Raw genomic sequence first — 20,166 nt, forward strand, 5'->3', positions numbered from 1 at the left:
GGTGAGGCCGCAAGGTAAGTTACGATCGCAAGGTTATCCGGCGGTCGCCGGCTCGTCCTTTTTCTTGCGCTCCGCATAGATCATCAGCGGCTGCGCGTCCGAGGTCACGGCTTCCTCGTTCACCACGACCTCTTGCACGCCTTCGGTGCTGGGCAGGTCGAACATGGTGTTGAGCAAGATGTCTTCCATGATCGAGCGCAGGCCGCGCGCGCCGGTCTTGCGGGCGATGGCGCGCTTGGCGATGGCTTTCAGCGCATCGTCGGTGAACTTGAGCTTCACGTCCTCGAGCTCGAACAGGCGCTGGTATTGCTTGACCAGCGCGTTCTTGGGCTCGGTCAGGATGGTGACCAGCGCGGGCTCGTCCAGATCCTCGAGCGTTGCGATCACGGGCAGGCGGCCGACGAATTCCGGGATCAGGCCGAATTTCAGCAGATCCTCGGGCTCCAGTTCCTTGAAATACTCGCCCACGGTCTTCGACGCCGGGTCGCGCACATCGGCACCAAAGCCCATGGCGCTACCCTTGCCACGCTGCGCGATGATCTTGTCGAGGCCCGCAAAGGCGCCGCCGCAGATGAACAGGATGTTGGTCGTGTCGACCTGCAGGAATTCCTGCTGCGGATGCTTGCGCCCACCCTGCGGGGGAACACTGGCGACCGTGCCCTCCATGATCTTGAGCAGCGCTTGCTGCACACCTTCGCCCGACACATCCCGCGTAATCGACGGGTTGTCGGACTTGCGCGTGATCTTGTCGACCTCGTCGATGTAGACGATGCCGCGCTGCGCGCGCTCGACGTTGTATTCGCTGGCCTGCAAAAGCTTGAGGATGATGTTTTCCACATCCTCGCCCACATATCCCGCCTCGGTCAGGGTCGTCGCATCGGCCATGGTGAAGGGCACATCAAGGATGCGCGCCAAGGTCTGCGCCAGAAGCGTCTTGCCGCAGCCAGTCGGGCCGATCAGCAGAATGTTCGACTTGGACAATTCGATGTCGGATTTGCCCGAATTGTTGAGCCGTTTGTAGTGGTTATGGACCGCGACGGACAGCACGCGCTTGGCATGCATCTGGCCGATGACGTAATCATCCAGCACATCGCAGATCTCCAGCGGGGTCGGCACGCCGTCCGAGGATTTGAGGCCCGAGGTCTTCGTTTCCTCGCGGATGATGTCCATGCACAGCTCGACGCATTCATCGCAGATGAAAACCGTCGGCCCGGCGATCAGTTTGCGGACCTCGTGCTGGCTCTTGCCACAAAACGAGCAGTAGAGCGTGTTTTTCGAGTCGCTGCCGGATGAAGTCGCCATATCGTCCACCTTGATCGGTCATTCGGGACCCGCGTGGCCCCGGGCCCGGGCAAACCCCGGGCCGAAATCTCTGGAAAGCCTAGAACAGGCGGGCAGTCATCACAATGTCAAATTCCCCCGGATCGCGGCGCGGGAACAGCCCTGTGATCGAAGGGATCTGGGCGCTCACTTGCCCTCGGCCGCGTCGGTCTTGCGGGTCGCGACGATCTCGTCGATGTGGCCCCATGCCTTGGCTTCCTCGGGTGTCATCCACTTGTCGCGGTCCAGCGCCTGGCGCACCGTATCGTAATCCTGGCCGGTGTGCCGCATGTAGAGCTGGTAGAACCGCTCGCGTGTCGCCTCGATGTGGCGCGACTGGATCAAGATATCCTCTGCCGTGCCCTGGCTGCCACCCGAGGGCTGGTGGACCAGAAATTCCGAGTTCGGCAGGGAAAAGCGCATGCCCTTCTCGCCACCCAAAGCGATCACCGACCCCATCGAGGCCGCCAGTCCGCAGACCAGCGTCGACACCTTGGGTTTGATGTATTGCATCGTGTCGTAGATGCTCATCCCTGCGATCACCGATCCGCCGGGCGAGTTGATGTACATCGAGATCTCCTTCGACGGGTTCTCCGCCTCCAGATGCAAAAGCTGTGCCACGACCAATGTGGCCATCCCGTCATGGACCGGCCCGTTGACGAAGATGATGCGCTCCTTGAGCAGGCGCGAGAAAATGTCATAGGCCCGTTCGCCGCGGCTGGTCTGCTCGACCACCATGGGCACAAGGTTCATGTATTGCTGTGTCGGATCGATCATGGCGGCCTGCCTCGAATGCGTTTCGCGTGTTGCCCTTCAGTCTTAGTTGCGGGTGGGGGGGGCTGCAAGGGCGGGAGGTCATTTCCGTGCTGCCGCAAGGCAGGCCGGGTCGATCCCGCAAGCCGCCGAGAAGCCTTTCCGGGCACCCACATCGGAAAAAGGTGCCATGCAGATCAGGCCACCGGGCAGGTAGGATCGACGCAAGCCAGATCAGGCGGGTGAGCATGGGGCGCGCATGTCGGCGGTAGGGTGGGCGGGCTACGGACAAGCACTTGTAATGCATGACATGAAGAAACATTCCGGCGGTAGCCCACTGAGTTCGTGCCAAACCGACTGCATGTCCACGATCACCGTTCCAGCCGATACCGCGCCATATCCCGCAAAAGCGCGATGAAGCCATCGGTTTGCGCACTCAGATCGACTTCGCCCAGTGCGGCCGTCGCGGCGGATGCGTCGCCGACGGTGCCCTTGGGGTTCAAGTCATTGGACAGCCAGGCCAGATTGGCCTCGGCCATATGATAGGCCAGCTTGGCCGAGCCCTGTCGCAGCGCAGTCTGGCGGCTGTCGAAATCCTCAACGAAATCGGACTGCACCAGATCGGGGCGGCTGGCCAGCATCATCGAGGTTTCCGACAAGCCGCCGTGTATGTCCACCATCGGTCCTTCGGGATACTCATAGACCCGCGCGCCGCCCAGACGTGTCCATGAGGTCGTCGCCACCGCCATGCCCAAGGTCTGGCGCAATTCGCGGGCCACGATCTCCATCGGGGGGATGTTGCCGCCATGGCTGGTGACGATGACCATCTTGGCGACGCCCGCGCGCGCCACGCTTTGCCCGATCTCGATCCAGACCTTGATCGCGGTTTCCCATGTCAGGGTCAATGTACCCGGAAATTCAATATGTTCGTTCGATTTGCAGACCTGTTGCACCGGCAGGAAAGTGGCGGGCAGATCGCCGGGCAGGGCCGCGACAACGCGGCCAACCATCGCCTCGGCCAGGATCGCATCGACGCCCACGGGCAGATGGGGCCCGTGCTGTTCGATCGCCGCGATCGGCAGGACGGCGATCCAGTCCGACGTGTCGGACAGGGAAAATTCGCGCGTGGTCATCTCGCGCCACAGGGGCTTTGGCAGGGTCATGTCATCCTCCGGTTTGAGGCACATGGGCGCAGGGCGCGCGCGCTGTCTACAGGGTGCGGGACACAACCGCACAGACTTCACGCTTTCCGCCTAATTGTTGAGCAATCGTTCAGCCCAAAGCCTCCAACCCGGCCGCGGCATAATCGGGCACCAGCGCGCCCAGCCTCAGCCCCCGCTCGGGGTCGGAGGCCGTGCCGTCAAGCGCGCGCTTCTTCACGCCCTGCAAGATCGCGGCCATGCGAAAGAAGCAAAAACCGACGTAGAAACCGAAATTGTCGATCCGCGCCAACCCCATGCGGTCGCAATAGGCGGCCACGACCACCTCATCCGATGGCAGGCCCAAGGCGGCCCGGCCGACGCCGCGCAACCCCCGCCCCTGATCGCCCGGCGGCATCTGCCATTGCATGATCACGGCGGCCAGATCGGCGAAGGGATGGCCGATGGTGCTGAGCTCCCAATCCAGAACCGCCGCGATGCGTGGCGCGTCGGGCGCAAAGAGCAGGTTGTCGATCCGGTAATCGCCATGGACCAGCGTGGCGCGCCCGTCATCTTGCGGACAGGCGACATCGAGCGCGGCCATCAGCCCATCCATCGCAAGGATCACCCCGGTTTCGGACGCGCGATATTGCTGCGACCAGCGGTCGATCTGGCGGCGGTAATAATTGCCGCGCGGGCCGTAGTCCGACAGGCCTGTGGCGGTCAGATCAATTTTATGGATTGCCGCAAGAACGCGCCCCATCTCGTTGATGTAGCTTGCTCTTTCGCCCATCAGAACGTCGAGCAGGCGGGGATCGTCGAAACAGCGCCCCGAAACGTGATCCATCAGGTAGAAGGCCGATCCGATCACGCCCGCATCCTCGCACAACGCAATCATCGGGGCCACGGGAACATCCGATCCGGCCAGCGCGCACTGGACGCGAAATTCCCGCTCGACGGCATGGGCGGATTTCAGCAGCGCCCCGGCGGGCTTGCGCCGCAACACCCAAGCCTTGTGCGCGGACTTTAGAAGATAGGTGGGGTTCGACTGGCCCCCACTGAATTTCTCGGCCGACAGAGGGACTTGGATGTCGATCCCCTGCCCCGCCATCCAGCGCGCCACGGCCTCCAGATCAAGGCTCATCGCCCGAGGTTCGAATACTTGCGCAACTCGGCCCGCGCGACCTGCCGCCGGTGAACGGCATCCGGGCCATCGGCCAGCCTGAGCGTGCGCAAATCGGTGTAGATCGCCGCCAGCGGCGTATCCTGACTGAGGCCGGTCGCGCCATGGATCTGCATCGCCTCGTCCACGACCTTGAGCGCCATCAAGGGGGCCTGAACCTTGATCTTGGAAATCCACGGCTGAGCCGCGCGCACGCCTGCATGATCCATCATCCACGCGGCCTTGAGACACAAAAGCCGCGTCATCTCGATCTCGATCCGTGCATTGGCGATGATGTCGTAATTCGCGCCCAGTTCTGCCAGCGGCTTGCCGAAGGCCTCGCGCGCAAGCGCCCTTTTGCACATCAGTTCAAGGGCATATTCCGCCCGCCCGATGGCGCGCATGCAATGGTGGATGCGCCCCGGGCCCAGCCGCCCCTGCGCCACCTCGAACCCGCGCCCCTCGCCCAGCACCACGGCGTCTTGGCGCACGCGCACATCGGTAAAGCGGATGTGCATGTGTCCATGCGGCGCGTCGTCATGGCCAAAGACCTGCATGGGGCGGATCTTTTCGATGCCCGCGCTGTCTGCGGGCACCAGAAGCATGGTGTGGCGGGCGTGTTTCGGCGCGTCAGGCTCGGTGCAGGCCATCACGATGAAGAGCGTACAGCGCGGATCGCCCGCACCCGTCGCCCAGTATTTCTCGCCGTTTAGAACGTAGTCTTCACCTTGCCGTTCGCATTTGAGCGAAATTTGGGTGGCATCCGATGAGGCAACACCGGGTTCGGTCATCAGGTAGGCCGACCGCCTCTCGCCCGCCATCAGGCCGGGCAGCCAGCGCGCCTTTTGCGGCGCGGTGCCGTAGCGTTCCAGCACCTCCATGTTGCCGGTGTCGGGCGCGTTGCAATTGAAGATCTCAGGGGCAAGGCTGACCGCGCCCATTTCCTCGGCCAGATAGGCATAGTCGACCGTCGACAGGCCATGGCCCTTGTCGCTGTCCGTCAGCCAGAAATTCCAGAACCCGCGCGCCTGCGCCCTGCCCTTGAGGTCCGACAGGATCTCGATCTGGCGGGCTGTCAGCGCGAAGCGGTCGCCCGACGGATGACGCCCCACCTCGCCATGAAACTCGGCGTCGAGCGGCGCGATCTCCTCGCGCACCATGCGGCGCACGGCCTCGACCAGCGGCCGCACATGATCGCTCAGCCCAAGATCCATCGCGACCCTCCCCCTGCCAGATGCGCGAGATCGACGCTACCGGGCGACGCGGGGTTGCACAACCGGTGCAAATGCTATGAATCAAGCCACCCCATCAGGAGACCCGCCATGCCCGACGGACAAAGCCGCCACACCGGACCCTCGCTTGCCCCTTTCGACTGGGCCGATCCCTTCCACCTCGCCGAGCAGTTGTCGGAAGAGGAACGGATGGTCGCCAACAGCGCGCGGGCCTATGCGCAGGACAAACTGATGCCGCGCGTCACCGACGCCTATCTGAACGAACGCGTCGCCCCCGAGATCTTTGCCGAGATGGGCGCGATGGGCCTTCTGGGCGTGACCATCCCCGAGGAATACGGCGGGCTTGGCGCGGGCTATGTCACCTATGGCCTTGTCGCGCGTGAGGTCGAGCGCGTCGACAGCGGCTACCGCTCGATGATGTCGGTTCAATCGAGCCTCGTGATGTATCCGATCCACGCCTACGGGTCAGAGGCGCAGAAAGCGAAATACCTGCCAGGACTGGCCGCCGGAACGCTCATCGGTTGTTTCGGCCTGACCGAACCCGACGCCGGGTCCGACCCCGCGGGGATGAAGACGGTGGCCAAGAAAACCGCCGATGGCTATGTGCTGAACGGCGCCAAGATGTGGATTTCCAACAGCCCGATCGCCGATGTCTTTGTCGTCTGGGCGAAATCCGAGGCGCATGGCGGCAAGATCCGCGGCTTCGTGCTGGACAAGGGCATGCCGGGCCTTTCGGCGCCAAAGATCGGCGGGAAACTGTCCCTGCGCGCCAGCGTAACCGGCGAAATCGTGATGAAGGACGTGGCCGTGGGCGAGGATGCGCTGCTGCCGGGCGTCGAGGGGCTCAAGGGGCCGTTCGGTTGTCTCAACCGCGCGCGCTACGGCATCGCATGGGGCGTTATGGGCGCGGCCGAGGATGCGTGGCACCGCGCGCGGCAGTATGGCCTTGACCGGGTGCAGTTCGGGCGGCCCTTGGCGCAGACGCAGCTGTTCCAGAAGAAGCTGGCCGACATGCAGACCGAGATCGCGCTTGGGCTGCAAGCCGCCTTGCGCGCGGGCCGGATGATGGACGAGGGCAGTTGCGCGCCCGAGGTCATTTCCCTCATCAAGCGCAACAATTGCGGCAAGGCGCTCGATATCGCGCGGGCGGCCCGCGACATGCACGGCGGCAATGGGATCATGGCGGAATACCACGTCATGCGCCATGCCCAGAACCTCGAGACGGTGAACACCTACGAGGGCACGCATGACGTGCACGCCCTGATCTTGGGCCGCGCGCAGACCGGTTTGCAGGCGTTTTTCTGAGGCGGCTCACATTCCCAGCCGCGCGGTCACGCTTTCGGGCGTGACCGTGCCGATCACTTCGCCCGCGTCATCCACGGCCAAAGCCGCAGGGCTTTCGGCGAAGCGTTTGAGGATCTCGCGCACCGACAGATCGGCCGCGATCCGCGCGCCGGTGCAGGGCATGGGCTGCATCACGTCGCGCGCGGTCAAGACACCCAAGGGGTTCATGTTGGCCACAAATTCCGCCACATAACCGTTCGCGGGGCTGGAGAATATCTCGCGCGGCGTCCCGCATTGCACGATCCGCCCGCCCTCCATGATGGCGATGCGGTTGCCGATCTTGAAGGCCTCGTCGAGGTCATGGCTGACGAAGATGATGGTCCGCTTCAGGTCGCGCTGCAGGTCCAGCAGCTCGTCTTGCAATTTCGACCGGATCAGCGGGTCGAGCGCGGAAAACGGCTCGTCCATCAGCAAGATCGGCGCCTCGGTGGCAAAGGCGCGCGCCAGCCCCACGCGTTGCTGCATGCCGCCCGACAATTCGCCCACCAGCGCGCCGGCGCGATCCGACAGTCCGACCAGCGCCAGTTGGCGCGCGACGCGGGCCTGCCGCTCCTCCGGCGCAACACCGGCCAGTTCCAGCCCGAAACCCACATTGTCGCGCACGCTCCGCCAGGGCAGCAGACCGAATTGCTGGAACACCATGGTCACTGCCGTCTGCCGCAACCGCCGCAGGGCCGCGCCGCGCGCCTCGGTGACATTCACCATCACCTCGCCCACGCGCACCTCCACATGGCCGCGCACCACCGGGTTCAGCGCATTGACCGCACGCAGGAGCGTGGATTTGCCCGACCCCGACAGACCCATGAGGACAAGGATTTCCCCCTCCTCGACCTCGAGCGAACAATTGTGGACCCCCAGAACCTGCCCCGTGGCGCCCTGAATCTCGGCCCGGCTCGCGCCATCGTCAGCCCGCGCCAGCGCGGGTTCGGGATCATCCCCGAACATGATGCAGACTTGGTGGAACGTCACTGCGGCGGTCATCGGCGGCTCACCCGCAACAGGCGGTCCAATACAATGGCCACGACCACGATGATCAACCCCGCCTCGAACCCCAACCCGGTGTTGACCTGATTGAGCGCGCGCACCACCGGCACGCCCAGACCGTCGGCACCGACCAGCGCCGCGATCACCACCATCGACAGCGACAGCATGATGGTCTGGTTCAGCCCCGCCATGATCTGCGGCGTCGCATAGGGCAGTTCGACCTTCCACAGCTTTTGCCGGGGCGTCGCCCCAAAGGCATCCGCCGCCTCGATCAGCGCCATGGGCGTCGAGGAAATCCCAAGATGCGTCAGCCGGATCGGCGCGGGCAGCACGAAGATCACCGTCGCGATCAGCCCCGGCACCATGCCGATGCCGAAGAACACGATGGCCGGGATCAGGTAGACAAAGGTCGGCAGCGTCTGCATCAGGTCCAGAACCGGCCGCATCGCCGCGTATAGCCTCGGCCGGTGCGCCGCCGCGATGCCGATGGGCACCCCCAGCCCCATGCAGACCACGCAGGCCGACAGCACCAGAGTCAGGCTCTCGGTGGTCTCCTCCCAATAGCCTTGGTTGATAATGAACATGAGGCCCGCCGCCACCAGCGCCGGTATCCGCCAGCCCCGGTGCACCCACCAGGCCAGCGCGACGAAGATCAGTGTCATCAAGAAGGGATGCCAGCCCGGCGGATAGAGATACTCGATCTCTGACCGGCGCAGGTCGTAGATCCAGCCGGTATTGGGCGGCTGCTGCAGCAGCGCAAGGATCGCGCCGATCATCACGTTCAGCGCATCGGCCAGCGCATCGAAGAACCCCGAAAAATTGCGCTGCAACCAGCCAAACCCGTTCGAGGCCGCGTCGCTGACGCGGATCTTGCAGGTGGTCAGCACCTCCAGCGGGCCAAGCCCCTCGGGCAGGCCATCGCGGCAGGTGGTCAGCCAGTTGAGCATCATGGACCCTTCCAGTCGTCACACGGGCGGCGCGGGCACGGGACCTGCGCCGCCCGGTCGGGCGCGTGTCAAGAACTCAAAGCCCTAGCGCCGCCGACACCGCAGCCTTCGCATCGCCCCCGTCTATGGTGGTCACGCCATCCAGCCAAGCCATCACGGTCTCGGGGTTGGCCGTCATCCATGCCGTTGCAGCCGCATCAGGATCGGCGCCGTCGTTCAGGATCGCACCCATGATCTCGTTCTCCATCGCCAGCGTGAACTCGAGATTGGTGAGCAGCTGTCCGACATTGGGGCAGGCCTCGACATAACCCGCGCGGGTGTTGGTGTAGACCGTGGCGCCACCCAGATCGGGCCCGAACCAGTCATCGCCGCCCGTCAGGTAGGTCAGATCGAAATTGGCGTTCATCGGATGCGGCTCCCACGCCAGGAACACGATCGGCTCGCCCCGGTCCACCGCGCGGGCCACCTGCGCCAACATGCCCTGTTCCGAGCTTTCGACGATATCGAAATCCGCCGCATCAAGGCCAAAGGCGTCCGCCGCAATCATGTCGAGGATCAGGCGGTTGCCGTCATTGCCCGGCTCGATCCCATAGATCCGGCGCGCGAGATCGTCGCCCGCGCCCGCGATGTCGCTGAAATCCGTGAGCCCCATAGCCGCGCCATGCGCGTTGGTGGCGAGCGTGTATTTCGCCCCTTCAAGGTTCGCGCGCACCGTGTCGACGGTGCCCGCGTCGCGATAGGGCGCGATATCGGCCTCCATCGTCGGCATCCAGTTGCCAAGGAAGATGTCGATGTCGCCATTTGCCAGCGAGGTATAAGTGACAGGCACCGAAAGAACGCGGATCGCCGTGTCGTATCCCAGCGCCTCCAGTACAACGGTCGTGGCCGCCGTGGTCGCGGTGATGTCGGTCCAACCCACATCGGAGAACCGCACCGTGTCGCAGGCATCCTGCGCCGTCGCGCCCCCGGCGGCCAGCGTCAGTGCAAGCGCAGTTGCAGCGCCTCGAGTCAGTCGGATCATGGTCGTACCTCCCTGTTCTGGTCTTTTTGTTGATTGACCAGTCAATTAAAAACCTGTTTCTTGCGGCGATGCAACCAATCAAGGAGACCCGATGCCGCGCGTGGGGATGATGGCACTGCGTATGGACGCGCTTGTCAACGCCACGATCGAGCAGATCGGGCGCAAGGGCTCTCTTGACGTGACCGTAAGCCAGATCGCCAAGGCCGCCGGCGTGTCCAGCGCGCTGGCACATCACTATTTCGGCTCCAAGGACGAGCTGTTCCTTGCCGCCATGCGGGCGATTCTGTCCGAGTTCGGGGCGGAGGCGCGGCGCGAACTGGCGCGGGCCAGTACACCGCAGGCCCGACTGTCGGCCATCGTGCGGGCCAGTTTCGGCGGCCAGAACTTCCGCCCCGAAGTGGTGGCCGCTTGGCTCAACTTCTACGTTCTCGCCCAGACCCAGCCGCAGGCCGCGCGCCTTCTTGCCGTCTACCAGCGCCGCCTCGTGTCGAACCTGACCCATGCGCTGCGCCCGCTGGCCGCCGACCCCACCACGGCCGCACGGACTGCCGCAGCTCTGATCGACGGGCTCTACATCCGCCACGCGCTTGCCTCCGCAGGCCCGCCCGACGCCGCAACGGCCATCGCCACGGTCGAGCGCTACCTTGCCCTCGCCATCGGAGACCGATCGTGACCCAGCCCAACATCCTCATCGTCATGGTCGATCAGCTGACCGGCACGCTCTTCCCCGACGGACCGGCGGATTGGCTGCATGCGCCGCACCTCAAGGCACTGGCCGCGCGGTCGATGCGCTTTACCAACAGCTACACGGCAAGCCCGCTTTGCGCGCCTGCCCGCGCCAGCTTCATGTCCGGCCAACTGCCATCGCGCACGGGCGTCTATGACAATGCGGCCGAATTCGCCTCCTCCATCCCGACCTATGCCCATCACCTGCGCCGGGCGGGCTATCACACCTGCCTGTCGGGCAAGATGCATTTCGTCGGGCCCGATCAATTGCATGGGTTCGAGCAACGCCTGACGACCGATATCTACCCCGCCGATTTCGGCTGGACGCCCGATTACCGCAAACCGGGGCAGCGGATCGACTGGTGGTATCACAACATGGGGTCCGTCACCGGCGCAGGCGTGGCCGAGATCACCAACCAGATGGAATACGACGACGAGGTGGCCTTCATGGCCGAGCAAAAGCTCTATGACCTCGCGCGGGCCAAGGACGACCGGCCCTGGTGCCTGACCGTCAGCTTCACCCATCCGCACGACCCTTACGTCGCGCGGCGCAAATACTGGGACCTTTACGAGGACTGCGGGCACCTTCAGCCCGACGTGCCCGCCCTGCCCTACGAAGATCACGACCCCCATGCCCGGCGCATCTTCGATGCCAATGACTGGCGCAGTTTCGACATCACCGAGGGTGACATTGCCCGCTCCCGCCGCGCCTATTTCGCCAATATCTCCTATCTCGACGACAAGATCGGCGGGCTTCTCGACGTGCTCGACCGCACGCGGCAAGAGGCGATCGTGGTCTTCGTCTCCGATCACGGCGACATGCTCGGTGAGCGTGGGCTGTGGTTCAAGATGAACTTCTACGAGGGGTCCGCCCGCGTCCCCCTGATGATCGCGGCCCCGGGGCTTGCGCCGGGCGTCGTGACCGATCCGGTGTCTACCATCGACCTCTGTCCCACGCTTTGCGACCTCGCGGGCGTGTCGATGGCCGAGGTGATGCCTTGGACCGATGGCGAAAGCCTTGTGCCGCTGGCTCGTGGCCGCCGCCGCGAGAGCCCCGTGGCGATGGAATATGCCGCCGAGGCCTCGATCACGCCCTTGGTCGCCCTGCGCCAAGACCGCTGGAAATACACCAATTGCGCCGCCGACCCCGAGCAGCTTTTCGACCTCGACGCCGACCCGCAGGAACGGGTGAACCTCGCTGATGACCCCGCCCATGCCGCAACGTTGGAACGCTTCCGCGTGATGGCCGCCGAACGCTGGGACCTCGAGGGTTTCGACGCCGCCGTCCGCGAAAGCCAGGCGCGGCGCTGGGTCGTCTACGAGGCGTTGCGCAACGGCGCCTATTTCCCATGGGATTTCCAACCGCTGCGCGCCGCCTCCGAACGCTTCATGCGCAACCACATGGACCTCAACGTTCTTGAGGAAAATCAACGCTATCCAAGGGGGGAATGATGCAAGCCCAACCGACCGCCAGCCATTTCGTGAACGGCGCCTATATCGAGGATACGTCGGGCACCCCCATGCCCGTGATCTTCCCCGGCACCGGCGAGACCATCGCGCAGGTCCACGAGGCGACCCCCGCCGTGATCGAGGCGGCCCTTGCCGCCGCCCATGCCGCCCAAGGTCCCTGGGCCGCGCTGATGCCGGTCGAACGCGGCCGCATCCTGCGCCGCGCCGCCGACATCATCCGCGTCCGCAATCGCGAATTGTCGGAACTGGAAACGCTCGACACCGGCAAGCCCATCTCGGAAACGCTGGTCGCCGATGCAACCTCGGCGGCCGACGCGCTGGAATATTTCGGCGGTCTGGCGGGCACGCTGACGGGCGAACATATCCCGCTGGGCGCCGACTGGGCCTATACGATGCGCATCCCGCTGGGGGTTTGCGTCGGCCTTGGCGCGTGGAACTACCCCACGCAGGTCGCGGCGTGGAAGACCGCACCGGCCCTCATCTGCGGCAACACGATGGTGTTCAAACCCTCCGAACAGACGCCGCTTTGCGCGCTGAAACTCGCCGCGATCCTGACCGAGGCCGGCGCCCCCCCGGGCGTCATCAACGTGATCCAGGGCGCGGGCACCGTGGGCCGCGCTTTGGTCGAGGATGCGCGCGTGGCCAAGGTCTCGCTCACCGGCTCGGCGGAAACCGGCAAGAAGGTCTACGCCAGCGCCGCGTCACAGATGAAGCATGTCACGATGGAACTGGGTGGCAAATCGCCCCTAATCATCTTCGACGACGCCGATCTGGAGTCGGCGGTCTCCGCCGCCATCAACGCCAATTTCTTCGCCACCGGGCAGGTCTGCTCCAACGGCACGCGGGTCTTTGTGCAAAAAGGGATCAAGTCAGCCTTCCTTGACCGCCTGACCGCGCGGTTGGCCAAGGCCGTCATCGGCGACCCGCGCGACGAGGCCACGACTTTCGGCCCGATGGTCAGTGAAGAACAGCTCTCAATCACCTGTTCCTACATCGAAAAAGGGAAGGCCGAGGGGGCAACGCTGGCCTACGGCGGTGCCCGTCTGGACCGCCCCGGCGCCTTCATCCAGCCCACCGTCTTTTCCGATGTCACCGACGACATGACCATCGCGCGCGAGGAGATCTTCGGCCCCGTCATGTCCGTCCTCGACTTCGACAGCGAGGACGAGGTGATCACCCGCGCCAATGCCACCGACCTTGGCCTGTCGGGCGCAGTCTTTACCCGCGACCTTGCCCGCGGCCACCGCGTCGTCCACGCGCTGGAGGCCGGATCGGTCTGGATCAACCAATACAACCTCACGCCCGTGGAGGTGCCCTTCGGCGGCGTGAAAGGCTCCGGCGTCGGTCGTGAAAACTCCCGCGCGGCGATCGAGGCCTATTCCCAGTTCAAGACCGTCTATGTCGGCATGACACCCGTGGGGGCGGCCTACTGATGTCCGACACCACCCAGGCCGATTACGTCATCGTCGGCGCAGGCTCCGCCGGCTGCGCCATCGCCTATCGCCTTGCCAAGGCAGGGAAATCCGTCATTGTCGTCGAGCATGGCGGCAGTGACTGGGGCCCCTTCATCAATATGCCCGCAGCGCTGTCCTACCCGATGGGCATGCGCCGCTATGACTGGGGATATGTGACCGAACCCGAGCCTCACATGGGGGGCCGCGTCATGGCCTGCCCGCGCGGCAAGGTGCTGGGCGGCTCCTCTTCCATCAATGGCATGATCTATGTCCGCGGCCATGCCCGCGATTTCGACACCTGGGCCGAGATGGGGGCAGAAGGTTGGGGCTACGCCGATGTCCTGCCCTATTTCAAACGGGCCGAGACTTGGCATGGCGACGCGGGCGATCCGGCCTTTCGCGGCCATGAGGGTCCGCTGCACATCACCCGCGGCCCCCGCAAGAACCCGCTCTTCGACGCGTTCATCGCGGCGGGCGTCAATGCGGGCTACGGCGCGACCGAGGATTACAACGGCCAGCGTCAGGAAGGCTTTGGCGCCTTCGAGATGACGGTCTGGCAGGGCGAACGCTGGTCGGCGGCCAAGGCCTATCTGCGCCCCGCCATCGCCACGGGGCGCTGCACCGTCGCACGCGGGCTGGTCGAAAAGGTCGAGATCGAGAATGGCCGCGCCACCGGCGTCCGGCTTTCAGGTGGCCGGATCATCCACGCGCGGGCCGAGGTCATCCTCTCCGCCGGTTCGATCAATTCGCCCAAAATTCTCATGCTCAGTGGAATTGGACCCGGCAAGCATCTGGCCGAGCACGGAATTCCCGTGATCGCCGACCGCCCGGGCGTGGGCGCGAACCTGCAAGATCACCTTGAGCTTTACGTGCAATACGCCTCGACCAAGCCCGTCAGCCTTGCGCCCTACTGGTCGCTCTGGGGCAAGGCGCTGGTGGGTGCGCAATGGCTCTTTACCCGCAAGGGGCTGGGCGCGTCGAACAATTTCGAGGCCTGCGGCTTCATCCGCTCGCGCGCCGGCATCGATTATCCCGATATCCAGTTCCACTTCCTACCCATAGCCGTGCGCTACGACGGCAAGACCGCCGCGCAGGGCCACGGGTTTCAGGCTCATGTCGGGCCGATGCGGTCGGACAGTCGCGGGGCCGTCACCCTGCGCTCGGCAAATCCGGCCGATGCCCCGCGCATCAACTTCAACTACATGTCTGAGGCCTCTGACTGGGAAGAGTTTCGCGCCGCCATCCGGCTCACGCGCGAGATCTTCGCAACCGATCCGATGGCGGACTACGTCGATCACGAGATCCAGCCCGGCAGTGCCGCGCAAAGCGACGACGCGCTCGACGCCGTAATCCGCGAGCATGCCGAAAGCGCCTATCACCCCTGCGGCACGGCCCGGATGGGGCGGCGCGACGACCCGATGGCCGTGGTGGACCCCGAAACGCGCGTGATCGGCGTCGAGGGGCTCAGGCTCGCAGACAGCTCGGTCTTCCCTCTGATCCCGAACGGAAATCTCAACGCGCCCTCGATCATGGTGGGCGAGAAGGCCGCCGATCACATCCTTGGCCGCAGCCTGTCCGCCGAAAACCTCGAACCCTGGATCGCCCCTGACTGGCGCCACGCCCAGCGCGAAAGCGAGGCCCGCGCCACCGCGGCCGAATAGCTAACCTTGGCCGATCACCAGTAACCGCCCATAGGGCGGAGATGCGACCGCGCGCGGCACCGCCCAAAGCACCGCAAACCCCGGAGCGGGCGGCAAGGGCGCATCCAGATCGGTTAGAACCACCAGCATCGAGGGTGCCTTTTTCCCCGCCTTCTCGAACAGATCGACGTAGTCTGTTCCCCCTCCCGTGCGCAGCGGCAGATCGCGCATCCCTTGCCAACCCAATGGATCAATGCGTTTTTCCACAAACACCGCCTCGTCGAACCCGAACAGATGCACCTCTGCACCTGTGCGCCGGGCAATGCCCTCCGCCTCCGCCGTAAAGAGCCGCAGCATCTGCGCGTCGATGGAGGACGAGGTATCAAGGGCCACCACCAGCCGCGGCCGCGTATCCATCCGCGCGCGCCCGGGCTCATAGACCGGCACCGGCCCACCCGAGCGTTCCGCCTCGGCCATGCCCGCGACCCAAGCCCCCGAGGGCCGCCGCCAGCTCCGCCTCGGTCGCTCGGTGAGCGCGCGCGCCATCAGCCCGCGCAGCTGCACCTCCCAAGGTACCTGCGCGGGTGCCAGATCAGCGAGAATAGCCCCCAGTTTCCCGATGCCGCTGCCCGCTTTGCGCCCTGCCTCAAGCGCACGCAGGATCTGGTTGCGCCAGTCGGCGGCCTTTTGCGTCTCGCCTGTCTTGTCGGGTTCGCCCAACCCCAGATCGACCGCAAATCCCCGGGTCGCGCCCCAATCGCGCAGTCTTTCGGCCCGTTTGGGATCGGCATGCAGGGCCATGGCCAGCCTGTCGGCATCCCAGCTTTCCAATGCCTCGACGGCGCTTTTTGCAGGCATCCCCGCCTCGACCAGCAGATCGGTCAGCGTCACCGAAGGGCGCGGCACCGCATGACCGGCGAGGATCAACACCTCGTTGATGATCCCGTCCGCCGCCAAACCAAAAAGCGAGGCATCGAACCCTTCGCCCAGCCGCTCGGCCAGCCCCGCCTGCCGGTCGGAATGGCGCAAAGCCACGTGCAACACGTGATGCGCCACCAGTCCCACCTGTTCGGGCAGGCCCAATGTGTCGAACCCAGACCCGTAGCTGATCATGTCGCCATCGGTCCGTGTGGCGCCCTCGCCATCGCGGTGCCGACACCACAGCGCCAAGACCGCCAGCGCCGGATCGACCTCGCCCAGATGGGCCAGTGCGCGGGTGGCGCGGGCGCTGTGGTGGCTCACAGCAGGCCCGCCGCCTGCCTCTCGGCGGCATAAGCGGCGTAATCGGGGCTGTCGGCAAAGGCCTCCTCCCACCCCCGCTCCAGCGCGCGCCCGATCAGCATCTCGAAACCGAAGGCCGCCAGTTCACTTACCGGCAATCCACCGTAGCCTTGCCCGCCAAGCCCGCGAAGATCCGCCAGAATCTCGATGGCTGTGGACAGGTTTTCCCGGTGTGCTGCCCCTACGAGGCCGTACACCAGCGCGGTCAGCCCATGCAGTGTGCGCGGATACAGTGCGGCGCGGTCCTTGCGCGGCGCATCCATCATCGCGTCGATCTGCACCGTCGCGGCAATCTCGTCGGCCAGAAGGGCGAACTCCGCCGCCGCCGCCGCGCCCACCGTGCCCGCGACCATCACCTGCCGCAAGGCGCGATCCGGCACCGTTTCCATGATGCGGCTCACCCGGGTCCAGCTGCGCGGCGTGCAGGCGATCATCTGACCCCGGCGCAGGGCGTCCTCGGTCGTTTCGAGCAGGTCGGGACGCGTGCGGATGAAGGCCGCGACAGATGCATGGATGCCTGCCTCCACGGCATAATTCTTGAGCCAATCCTCGGGGTTGGCCTGCACGATCATGTGGATCAGCCGGTCCGACAGGGCGGTGCCCATGTCATAGGCGATGGCGCCATCCTCGATCCGATTGCCGGCGGCCACGATCATTACGCTGTCGGGCAGGCGATGCCGGCCCACGCGGCGTTCCTGCAAGAGCCCGTAGACAGTCGGTTGCAAGGCGGGCGCGGCAGCGGTCAACTCATCAAGAAACAAGATCGCAGGGGCGTCGGTGTCTGGCAGATCCTCAGGGCGATACCAGATGGTTTTCGCGGCCTCGTGGTCGAAATAGGGCAGTCCGCGCAGGTCCTGCGGCTCGATGGTCGTGAGGCGCAGGTCAAACAGCTCCGCCCCGATCCGCCTCGCAAGCGTCTGGACCAGCTCGGTTTTCCCCACGCCGGGGCGGCCGTGCAGCATCCAGCTTGCGGTCAGCCCACCGGAGACTTGCGCGGCCCAGCCTGCCTCCAGCACGCGCAGCGCCTCGCCCGCCGAGACTGTTGTGGCGTTCACGCTCATGCCGTCGCTGCCCGCTTTTCCAGCGCCGCGGCCAGCCGCGCATGGGCAGAGACAGCCCGCGCCTCCTGCGCGATGTCGCGAATATAGAGGTCATCGCGATGGTTGACCGCCAGCAGGTCGCGCTCGGTCAGGTCCTTGTCGAAAAGCATGACCAAGGCTGCGCGATCCTCGGCATCCAGCGAGAAAAGGCGAGGCGCGGGTTGGTCAGTCTGGACGGAGACAAGCGTCAACGGCGGAACGCGCGCAAGCTCCGATTGCTCGATCACCAGCCGCAATTCTCCCTCCGTCACCTCGTGCCGCGCCGCGATCTTGCGCAAGCAGCCCTTTGCGCGAAACGCCAACGTGTCGAGCCGGCGCGCGGCCTCGTCGGCATCGACCGCCCGGGCACGGCCCGCCTTGGACAGGCGCAGCACCTTCATCTCGACCAGACCGATGACAACCACCATCGCCAAAGGCGCCTGCATGATCGGCGCAGCCGTGTCGCGCGCGACAAGCGGCATGATGACAAAGGGCAGAAGCGCGAAGAGATAGCGCAGCAATTGCATTTCCACGATCAGACGCAGCCACAGCCCCAGACCTGCGCGGCGCGGCAGCAGTTGCACCCGGCCAAGGAACTTCCTCGGCAGGCTTCGCGTTTCCAAAACCCCGCGATTGGAAGTGGTGGTGTCGCTGACGATCAACATGGTCTTTCCCTTGGGCCCTAGCCTAGCGCATTTGCGCGGGTCGCCAATGCCTGCGCTTTCACCATCGGGCGCGATAGGCTAGGTCTTTGGGGAAACGGACCTGACAGGACCCAAAGTGATGACACGCATTCCCCCGCTGAAGTGCTTCAAGGCCTATGACATCCGTGGCCGTCTGGGCGACGAGTTGAACGCGGACATCGCCTACCGCATCGGCCGCGCCTTTGCGCAGGTGATGGGCGCCAAGCGCGTGGTTCTGGGCCGCGATGTGCGCCCGACGTCCGAGGCGCTGGCGGGCGCAGTGGCGCGCGGGCTGATCGAGGCGGGCGTCGAGGTTTTGGATCTGGGCCTGTCGGGGACAGAGGAGACCTATTTCGCCACCACACATTTGAACGCCGATGGTGGCATCTGCGTGACGGCCAGCCATAACCCGATGGATTACAACGGGATGAAGATGGTCAAGCGCGGGTCCGCGCCGATCGGCAACGCCGACGGGATGGCCGCGATCAAGGCGCTGGCCGAAAGCGGCGATTTCGCCCCGGCGGTTGCGGGTGGCCATGTGACAGACGCAAGCCGCACCCGCACGGCCTATGTCGAGCGGCTGATGGGCTTTGTCGATGTTGCAGCGCTCAAACCCATGAAGGTGCTGGTGAACGGCGGCCATGGCGCGGCAGGCCCGACCTTTGACGCCATCGCCGACGCGCTGTCCAAGGCAGGCGCGCCGATCGAGTTCGTCCGCGTCTACCACGACCCCGACGGAAGCTTTCCCGCCGGCATCCCCAACCCGCTGCTGGATGAAAACCAGCCCCTGACAGCAAACGCGGTCATCGCCGAAGGCGCCGAGATGGGCGTCGCATGGGATGGCGATTTCGACCGCTGCTTCTTTTTCGACCATGAGGGCGGGTTTGTGCCCGGCGAATATGTGGTGAGCCTGCTGGCCGAAGCCTTTCTGGCCAAGGAGCCGGGCCAGAAGATCGTGCATGACCCCCGCGTCATCTGGGCCACGCAAGAGATCGTGGCCGAACTGGGCGGTCAGGCGATCCAGTCCAAATGCGGGCATTCCTTCATCAAGCAGGTGATGCGCGACACCAGCGCCGTCTATGGCGGCGAGATGTCCGCGCATCACTATTTCCGCGATTTCATGGCCTGCGACAGCGGCATGATCCCGATGCTGTTGATGATCGAACTGGTCTGCCGCAAGGGCCGGAGCCTCAAGGACATCTTGTCGGAACGCCGCGCGGCCTACCCATCCTCGGGCGAGGTGAATTTCCGCGTCACCGATCAGGCCGCCGTGATCGCCGCCATCGAGGCCGACTATGCCCCCAAGGCGCAAGCGCGCGACGAGACCGACGGCCTGTCGCTCAGCTTCGGCGAGTGGCGGTTCAACCTGCGCGCGTCGAACACCGAGCCGCTGCTGCGCCTCAACATCGAGGCGCGGGGCAAGCCCGACCTTGTGGCCGAGAAACTGGCCGAGTTGCGCAAGCTGATCGAGGCGTGATCGCCCCCTGACCCGGAGACAGACGATGACCGACCGCCCTACCGCCCCGAATGTCCTTGCAATCACGTTCCTCTATTACAAGGACCTTGACGCCGCGTTCGCCTTCTACCGCGACGTGATGGGCCTGCGCCTTGCCATCGATCAGGGCAGCCTTGCCAAGATCATGGAAATTGCCCCCAACGCCCATGTCGGTCTGGTGGACGAGGCGCAGGGGATGAACAACTGGCAGGCCGAAAAATGCGTGCAGCTCTGCATCCGGGTCGAGGATGTGGACGCGTGGTATGCCTATCTTGGGGCGCAGGGCGTCGTTGGACTGTCGCGCATGTTTTCCAACGACACCATAGGCATCCGCGCCTTCGTCTTCCGTGATCCTGAGGGCTATCAGATCGAGATGCAGGAAGCCACGCGCGCGGGCGTCTGATCGCTGCACCCACCTTGGCACGCCCCGGCGGGC

At 65.1% G+C, this 20,166-nt stretch carries 18 protein-coding genes; 7 read left to right on the forward strand and 11 right to left on the reverse strand.

The genetic code is table 11. The annotated features are described in order from the left end of the window. Positions 1-33: 33 nt before the first annotated feature. The 5 genes from clpX to C7455_RS10215 all read right to left on the reverse strand — a co-directional run bounded on the left by clpX (position 34) and on the right by C7455_RS10215 (position 5,588). Positions 34-1,302 (reverse strand): ATP-dependent Clp protease ATP-binding subunit ClpX, encoded by a 1,269-nt coding sequence (clpX, locus tag C7455_RS10195; RefSeq protein WP_109667873.1) that lies wholly within the window; start codon positions 1,300-1,302, stop codon positions 34-36. A 165-nt stretch (positions 1,303-1,467) separates the two neighbouring features. Continuing rightward, positions 1,468-2,097, reverse strand: coding sequence for an ATP-dependent Clp protease proteolytic subunit (locus C7455_RS10200; protein ID WP_109667874.1), 630 nt, complete (start codon positions 2,095-2,097; stop codon positions 1,468-1,470). Between the two features lie 347 nt (positions 2,098-2,444). Then, complete coding sequence (locus tag C7455_RS10205; protein ID WP_211315475.1) at positions 2,445-3,236, reverse strand: creatininase family protein; 792 nt, start codon at positions 3,234-3,236, stop codon at positions 2,445-2,447. A gap of 109 nt (positions 3,237-3,345) precedes the next feature. Continuing rightward, positions 3,346-4,356 (reverse strand): phosphotransferase family protein, encoded by a 1,011-nt coding sequence (locus tag C7455_RS10210; protein WP_109667876.1) that lies wholly within the window; start codon positions 4,354-4,356, stop codon positions 3,346-3,348. Then, the gene (locus C7455_RS10215; protein ID WP_109667877.1) at positions 4,353-5,588 is read right to left on the reverse strand and encodes an acyl-CoA dehydrogenase family protein; all 1,236 of its coding nucleotides are present in this window, start codon (positions 5,586-5,588) and stop codon (positions 4,353-4,355) included. The genes C7455_RS10210 and C7455_RS10215 overlap by 4 nt, the downstream gene beginning before the upstream one ends. Positions 5,589-5,696: 108 nt before the next feature. On the opposite strand from C7455_RS10215, the gene C7455_RS10220 reads away from it, so the two are divergent. Then, entirely contained in the window at positions 5,697-6,911 is a 1,215-nt protein-coding gene (locus tag C7455_RS10220) for an acyl-CoA dehydrogenase (protein WP_109667879.1), read from the forward strand. Between the two features lie 6 nt (positions 6,912-6,917). Here the strand turns inward: C7455_RS10220 and choV are convergent, their stop codons facing one another. From choV to choX, 3 genes are all read right to left on the reverse strand, one after another. Beyond that, positions 6,918-7,931, reverse strand: coding sequence for a choline ABC transporter ATP-binding protein (gene choV / locus C7455_RS10225; protein ID WP_109667881.1), 1,014 nt, complete (start codon positions 7,929-7,931; stop codon positions 6,918-6,920). Beyond that, positions 7,928-8,881, reverse strand: a complete 954-nt coding sequence (gene choW, locus C7455_RS10230; protein ID WP_109668183.1) for a choline ABC transporter permease subunit — start codon at positions 8,879-8,881, stop codon at positions 7,928-7,930. Before choW ends, choV begins: the two co-directional genes overlap by 4 nt. A 76-nt stretch (positions 8,882-8,957) precedes the next feature. After that, positions 8,958-9,902 carry a choline ABC transporter substrate-binding protein gene (choX, locus tag C7455_RS10235; RefSeq protein WP_109667883.1) on the reverse strand — a complete coding sequence of 315 codons (945 nt, stop codon included), beginning with the start codon at positions 9,900-9,902 and terminating at the stop codon, positions 8,958-8,960. Between the two features lie 91 nt (positions 9,903-9,993). Between choX and betI the strand changes: the two genes are divergently transcribed. The 4 genes from betI to betA are packed head-to-tail and all read left to right on the forward strand — an operon-like array spanning position 9,994 to position 15,213. Next, positions 9,994-10,575: a choline-binding transcriptional repressor BetI gene (gene betI / locus C7455_RS10240; protein ID WP_109667885.1), complete on the forward strand. Its 582-nt coding sequence runs from the start codon at positions 9,994-9,996 to the stop codon at positions 10,573-10,575. Further along, positions 10,572-12,080: a choline-sulfatase gene (gene betC / locus C7455_RS10245; RefSeq protein ID WP_109667887.1), complete on the forward strand. Its 1,509-nt coding sequence runs from the start codon at positions 10,572-10,574 to the stop codon at positions 12,078-12,080. Before betI ends, betC begins: the two co-directional genes overlap by 4 nt. Beyond that, positions 12,077-13,531 (forward strand): betaine-aldehyde dehydrogenase, encoded by a 1,455-nt coding sequence (betB, locus tag C7455_RS10250; protein WP_109667889.1) that lies wholly within the window; start codon positions 12,077-12,079, stop codon positions 13,529-13,531. The genes betC and betB overlap by 4 nt, the downstream gene beginning before the upstream one ends. After that, positions 13,531-15,213, forward strand: coding sequence for a choline dehydrogenase (betA, locus tag C7455_RS10255; protein ID WP_109667891.1), 1,683 nt, complete (start codon positions 13,531-13,533; stop codon positions 15,211-15,213). Before betB ends, betA begins: the two co-directional genes overlap by 1 nt. Here betA and C7455_RS10260 read toward each other — a convergent pair whose 3' ends face one another. Genes C7455_RS10260 through C7455_RS10270 form a run of 3 tightly spaced genes read right to left on the reverse strand, consistent with a single transcriptional unit; the run spans position 15,214 to position 18,217 of the window. Beyond that, positions 15,214-16,434, reverse strand: coding sequence for a vWA domain-containing protein (locus C7455_RS10260; protein ID WP_109667893.1), 1,221 nt, complete (start codon positions 16,432-16,434; stop codon positions 15,214-15,216). Beyond that, positions 16,431-17,534 (reverse strand): AAA family ATPase, encoded by a 1,104-nt coding sequence (locus C7455_RS10265; RefSeq protein ID WP_109667894.1) that lies wholly within the window; start codon positions 17,532-17,534, stop codon positions 16,431-16,433. The genes C7455_RS10260 and C7455_RS10265 overlap by 4 nt, the downstream gene beginning before the upstream one ends. Continuing rightward, positions 17,531-18,217, reverse strand: a complete 687-nt coding sequence (locus tag C7455_RS10270; protein WP_109667896.1) for a hypothetical protein — start codon at positions 18,215-18,217, stop codon at positions 17,531-17,533. Before C7455_RS10270 ends, C7455_RS10265 begins: the two co-directional genes overlap by 4 nt. A 127-nt stretch (positions 18,218-18,344) precedes the next feature. Between C7455_RS10270 and C7455_RS10275 the strand changes: the two genes are divergently transcribed. Continuing rightward, entirely contained in the window at positions 18,345-19,712 is a 1,368-nt protein-coding gene (locus C7455_RS10275; protein WP_109668184.1) for a phosphohexomutase domain-containing protein, read from the forward strand. Positions 19,713-19,737: 25 nt separating this feature from the next. Further along, positions 19,738-20,133, forward strand: coding sequence for a VOC family protein (locus tag C7455_RS10280; RefSeq protein WP_109667898.1), 396 nt, complete (start codon positions 19,738-19,740; stop codon positions 20,131-20,133). Positions 20,134-20,166: the final 33 nt, after the last annotated feature.

This window comes from Roseicyclus mahoneyensis (assembly GCF_003148775.1).
Lineage (GTDB): Bacteria > Pseudomonadota > Alphaproteobacteria > Rhodobacterales > Rhodobacteraceae > Roseicyclus > Roseicyclus mahoneyensis.

Bases quoted from the DNA above. Each gene is read 5' to 3' on its own strand.
- clpX (WP_109667873.1), bottom strand. From the start codon at position 1,302: ATGGCGACTTCATCCGGCAGCGACTCGAAAAACACGCTCTACTGCTCG.
- C7455_RS10200 (WP_109667874.1), bottom strand. From the start codon at position 2,097: ATGATCGATCCGACACAGCAATACATGAACCTTGTGCCCATGGTGGTC.
- C7455_RS10205 (WP_211315475.1), bottom strand. From the start codon at position 3,236: ATGACCCTGCCAAAGCCCCTGTGGCGCGAGATGACCACGCGCGAATTT.
- C7455_RS10210 (WP_109667876.1), bottom strand. From the start codon at position 4,356: ATGAGCCTTGATCTGGAGGCCGTGGCGCGCTGGATGGCGGGGCAGGGG.
- C7455_RS10215 (WP_109667877.1), bottom strand. From the start codon at position 5,588: ATGGATCTTGGGCTGAGCGATCATGTGCGGCCGCTGGTCGAGGCCGTG.
- C7455_RS10220 (WP_109667879.1), top strand. From the start codon at position 5,697: ATGCCCGACGGACAAAGCCGCCACACCGGACCCTCGCTTGCCCCTTTC.
- choV (WP_109667881.1), bottom strand. From the start codon at position 7,931: ATGACCGCCGCAGTGACGTTCCACCAAGTCTGCATCATGTTCGGGGAT.
- choW (WP_109668183.1), bottom strand. From the start codon at position 8,881: ATGCTCAACTGGCTGACCACCTGCCGCGATGGCCTGCCCGAGGGGCTT.
- choX (WP_109667883.1), bottom strand. From the start codon at position 9,902: ATGATCCGACTGACTCGAGGCGCTGCAACTGCGCTTGCACTGACGCTG.
- betI (WP_109667885.1), top strand. From the start codon at position 9,994: ATGCCGCGCGTGGGGATGATGGCACTGCGTATGGACGCGCTTGTCAAC.
- betB (WP_109667889.1), top strand. From the start codon at position 12,077: ATGATGCAAGCCCAACCGACCGCCAGCCATTTCGTGAACGGCGCCTAT.
- betA (WP_109667891.1), top strand. From the start codon at position 13,531: ATGTCCGACACCACCCAGGCCGATTACGTCATCGTCGGCGCAGGCTCC.
- C7455_RS10265 (WP_109667894.1), bottom strand. From the start codon at position 17,534: ATGAGCGTGAACGCCACAACAGTCTCGGCGGGCGAGGCGCTGCGCGTG.
- C7455_RS10270 (WP_109667896.1), bottom strand. From the start codon at position 18,217: ATGTTGATCGTCAGCGACACCACCACTTCCAATCGCGGGGTTTTGGAA.
- C7455_RS10280 (WP_109667898.1), top strand. From the start codon at position 19,738: ATGACCGACCGCCCTACCGCCCCGAATGTCCTTGCAATCACGTTCCTC.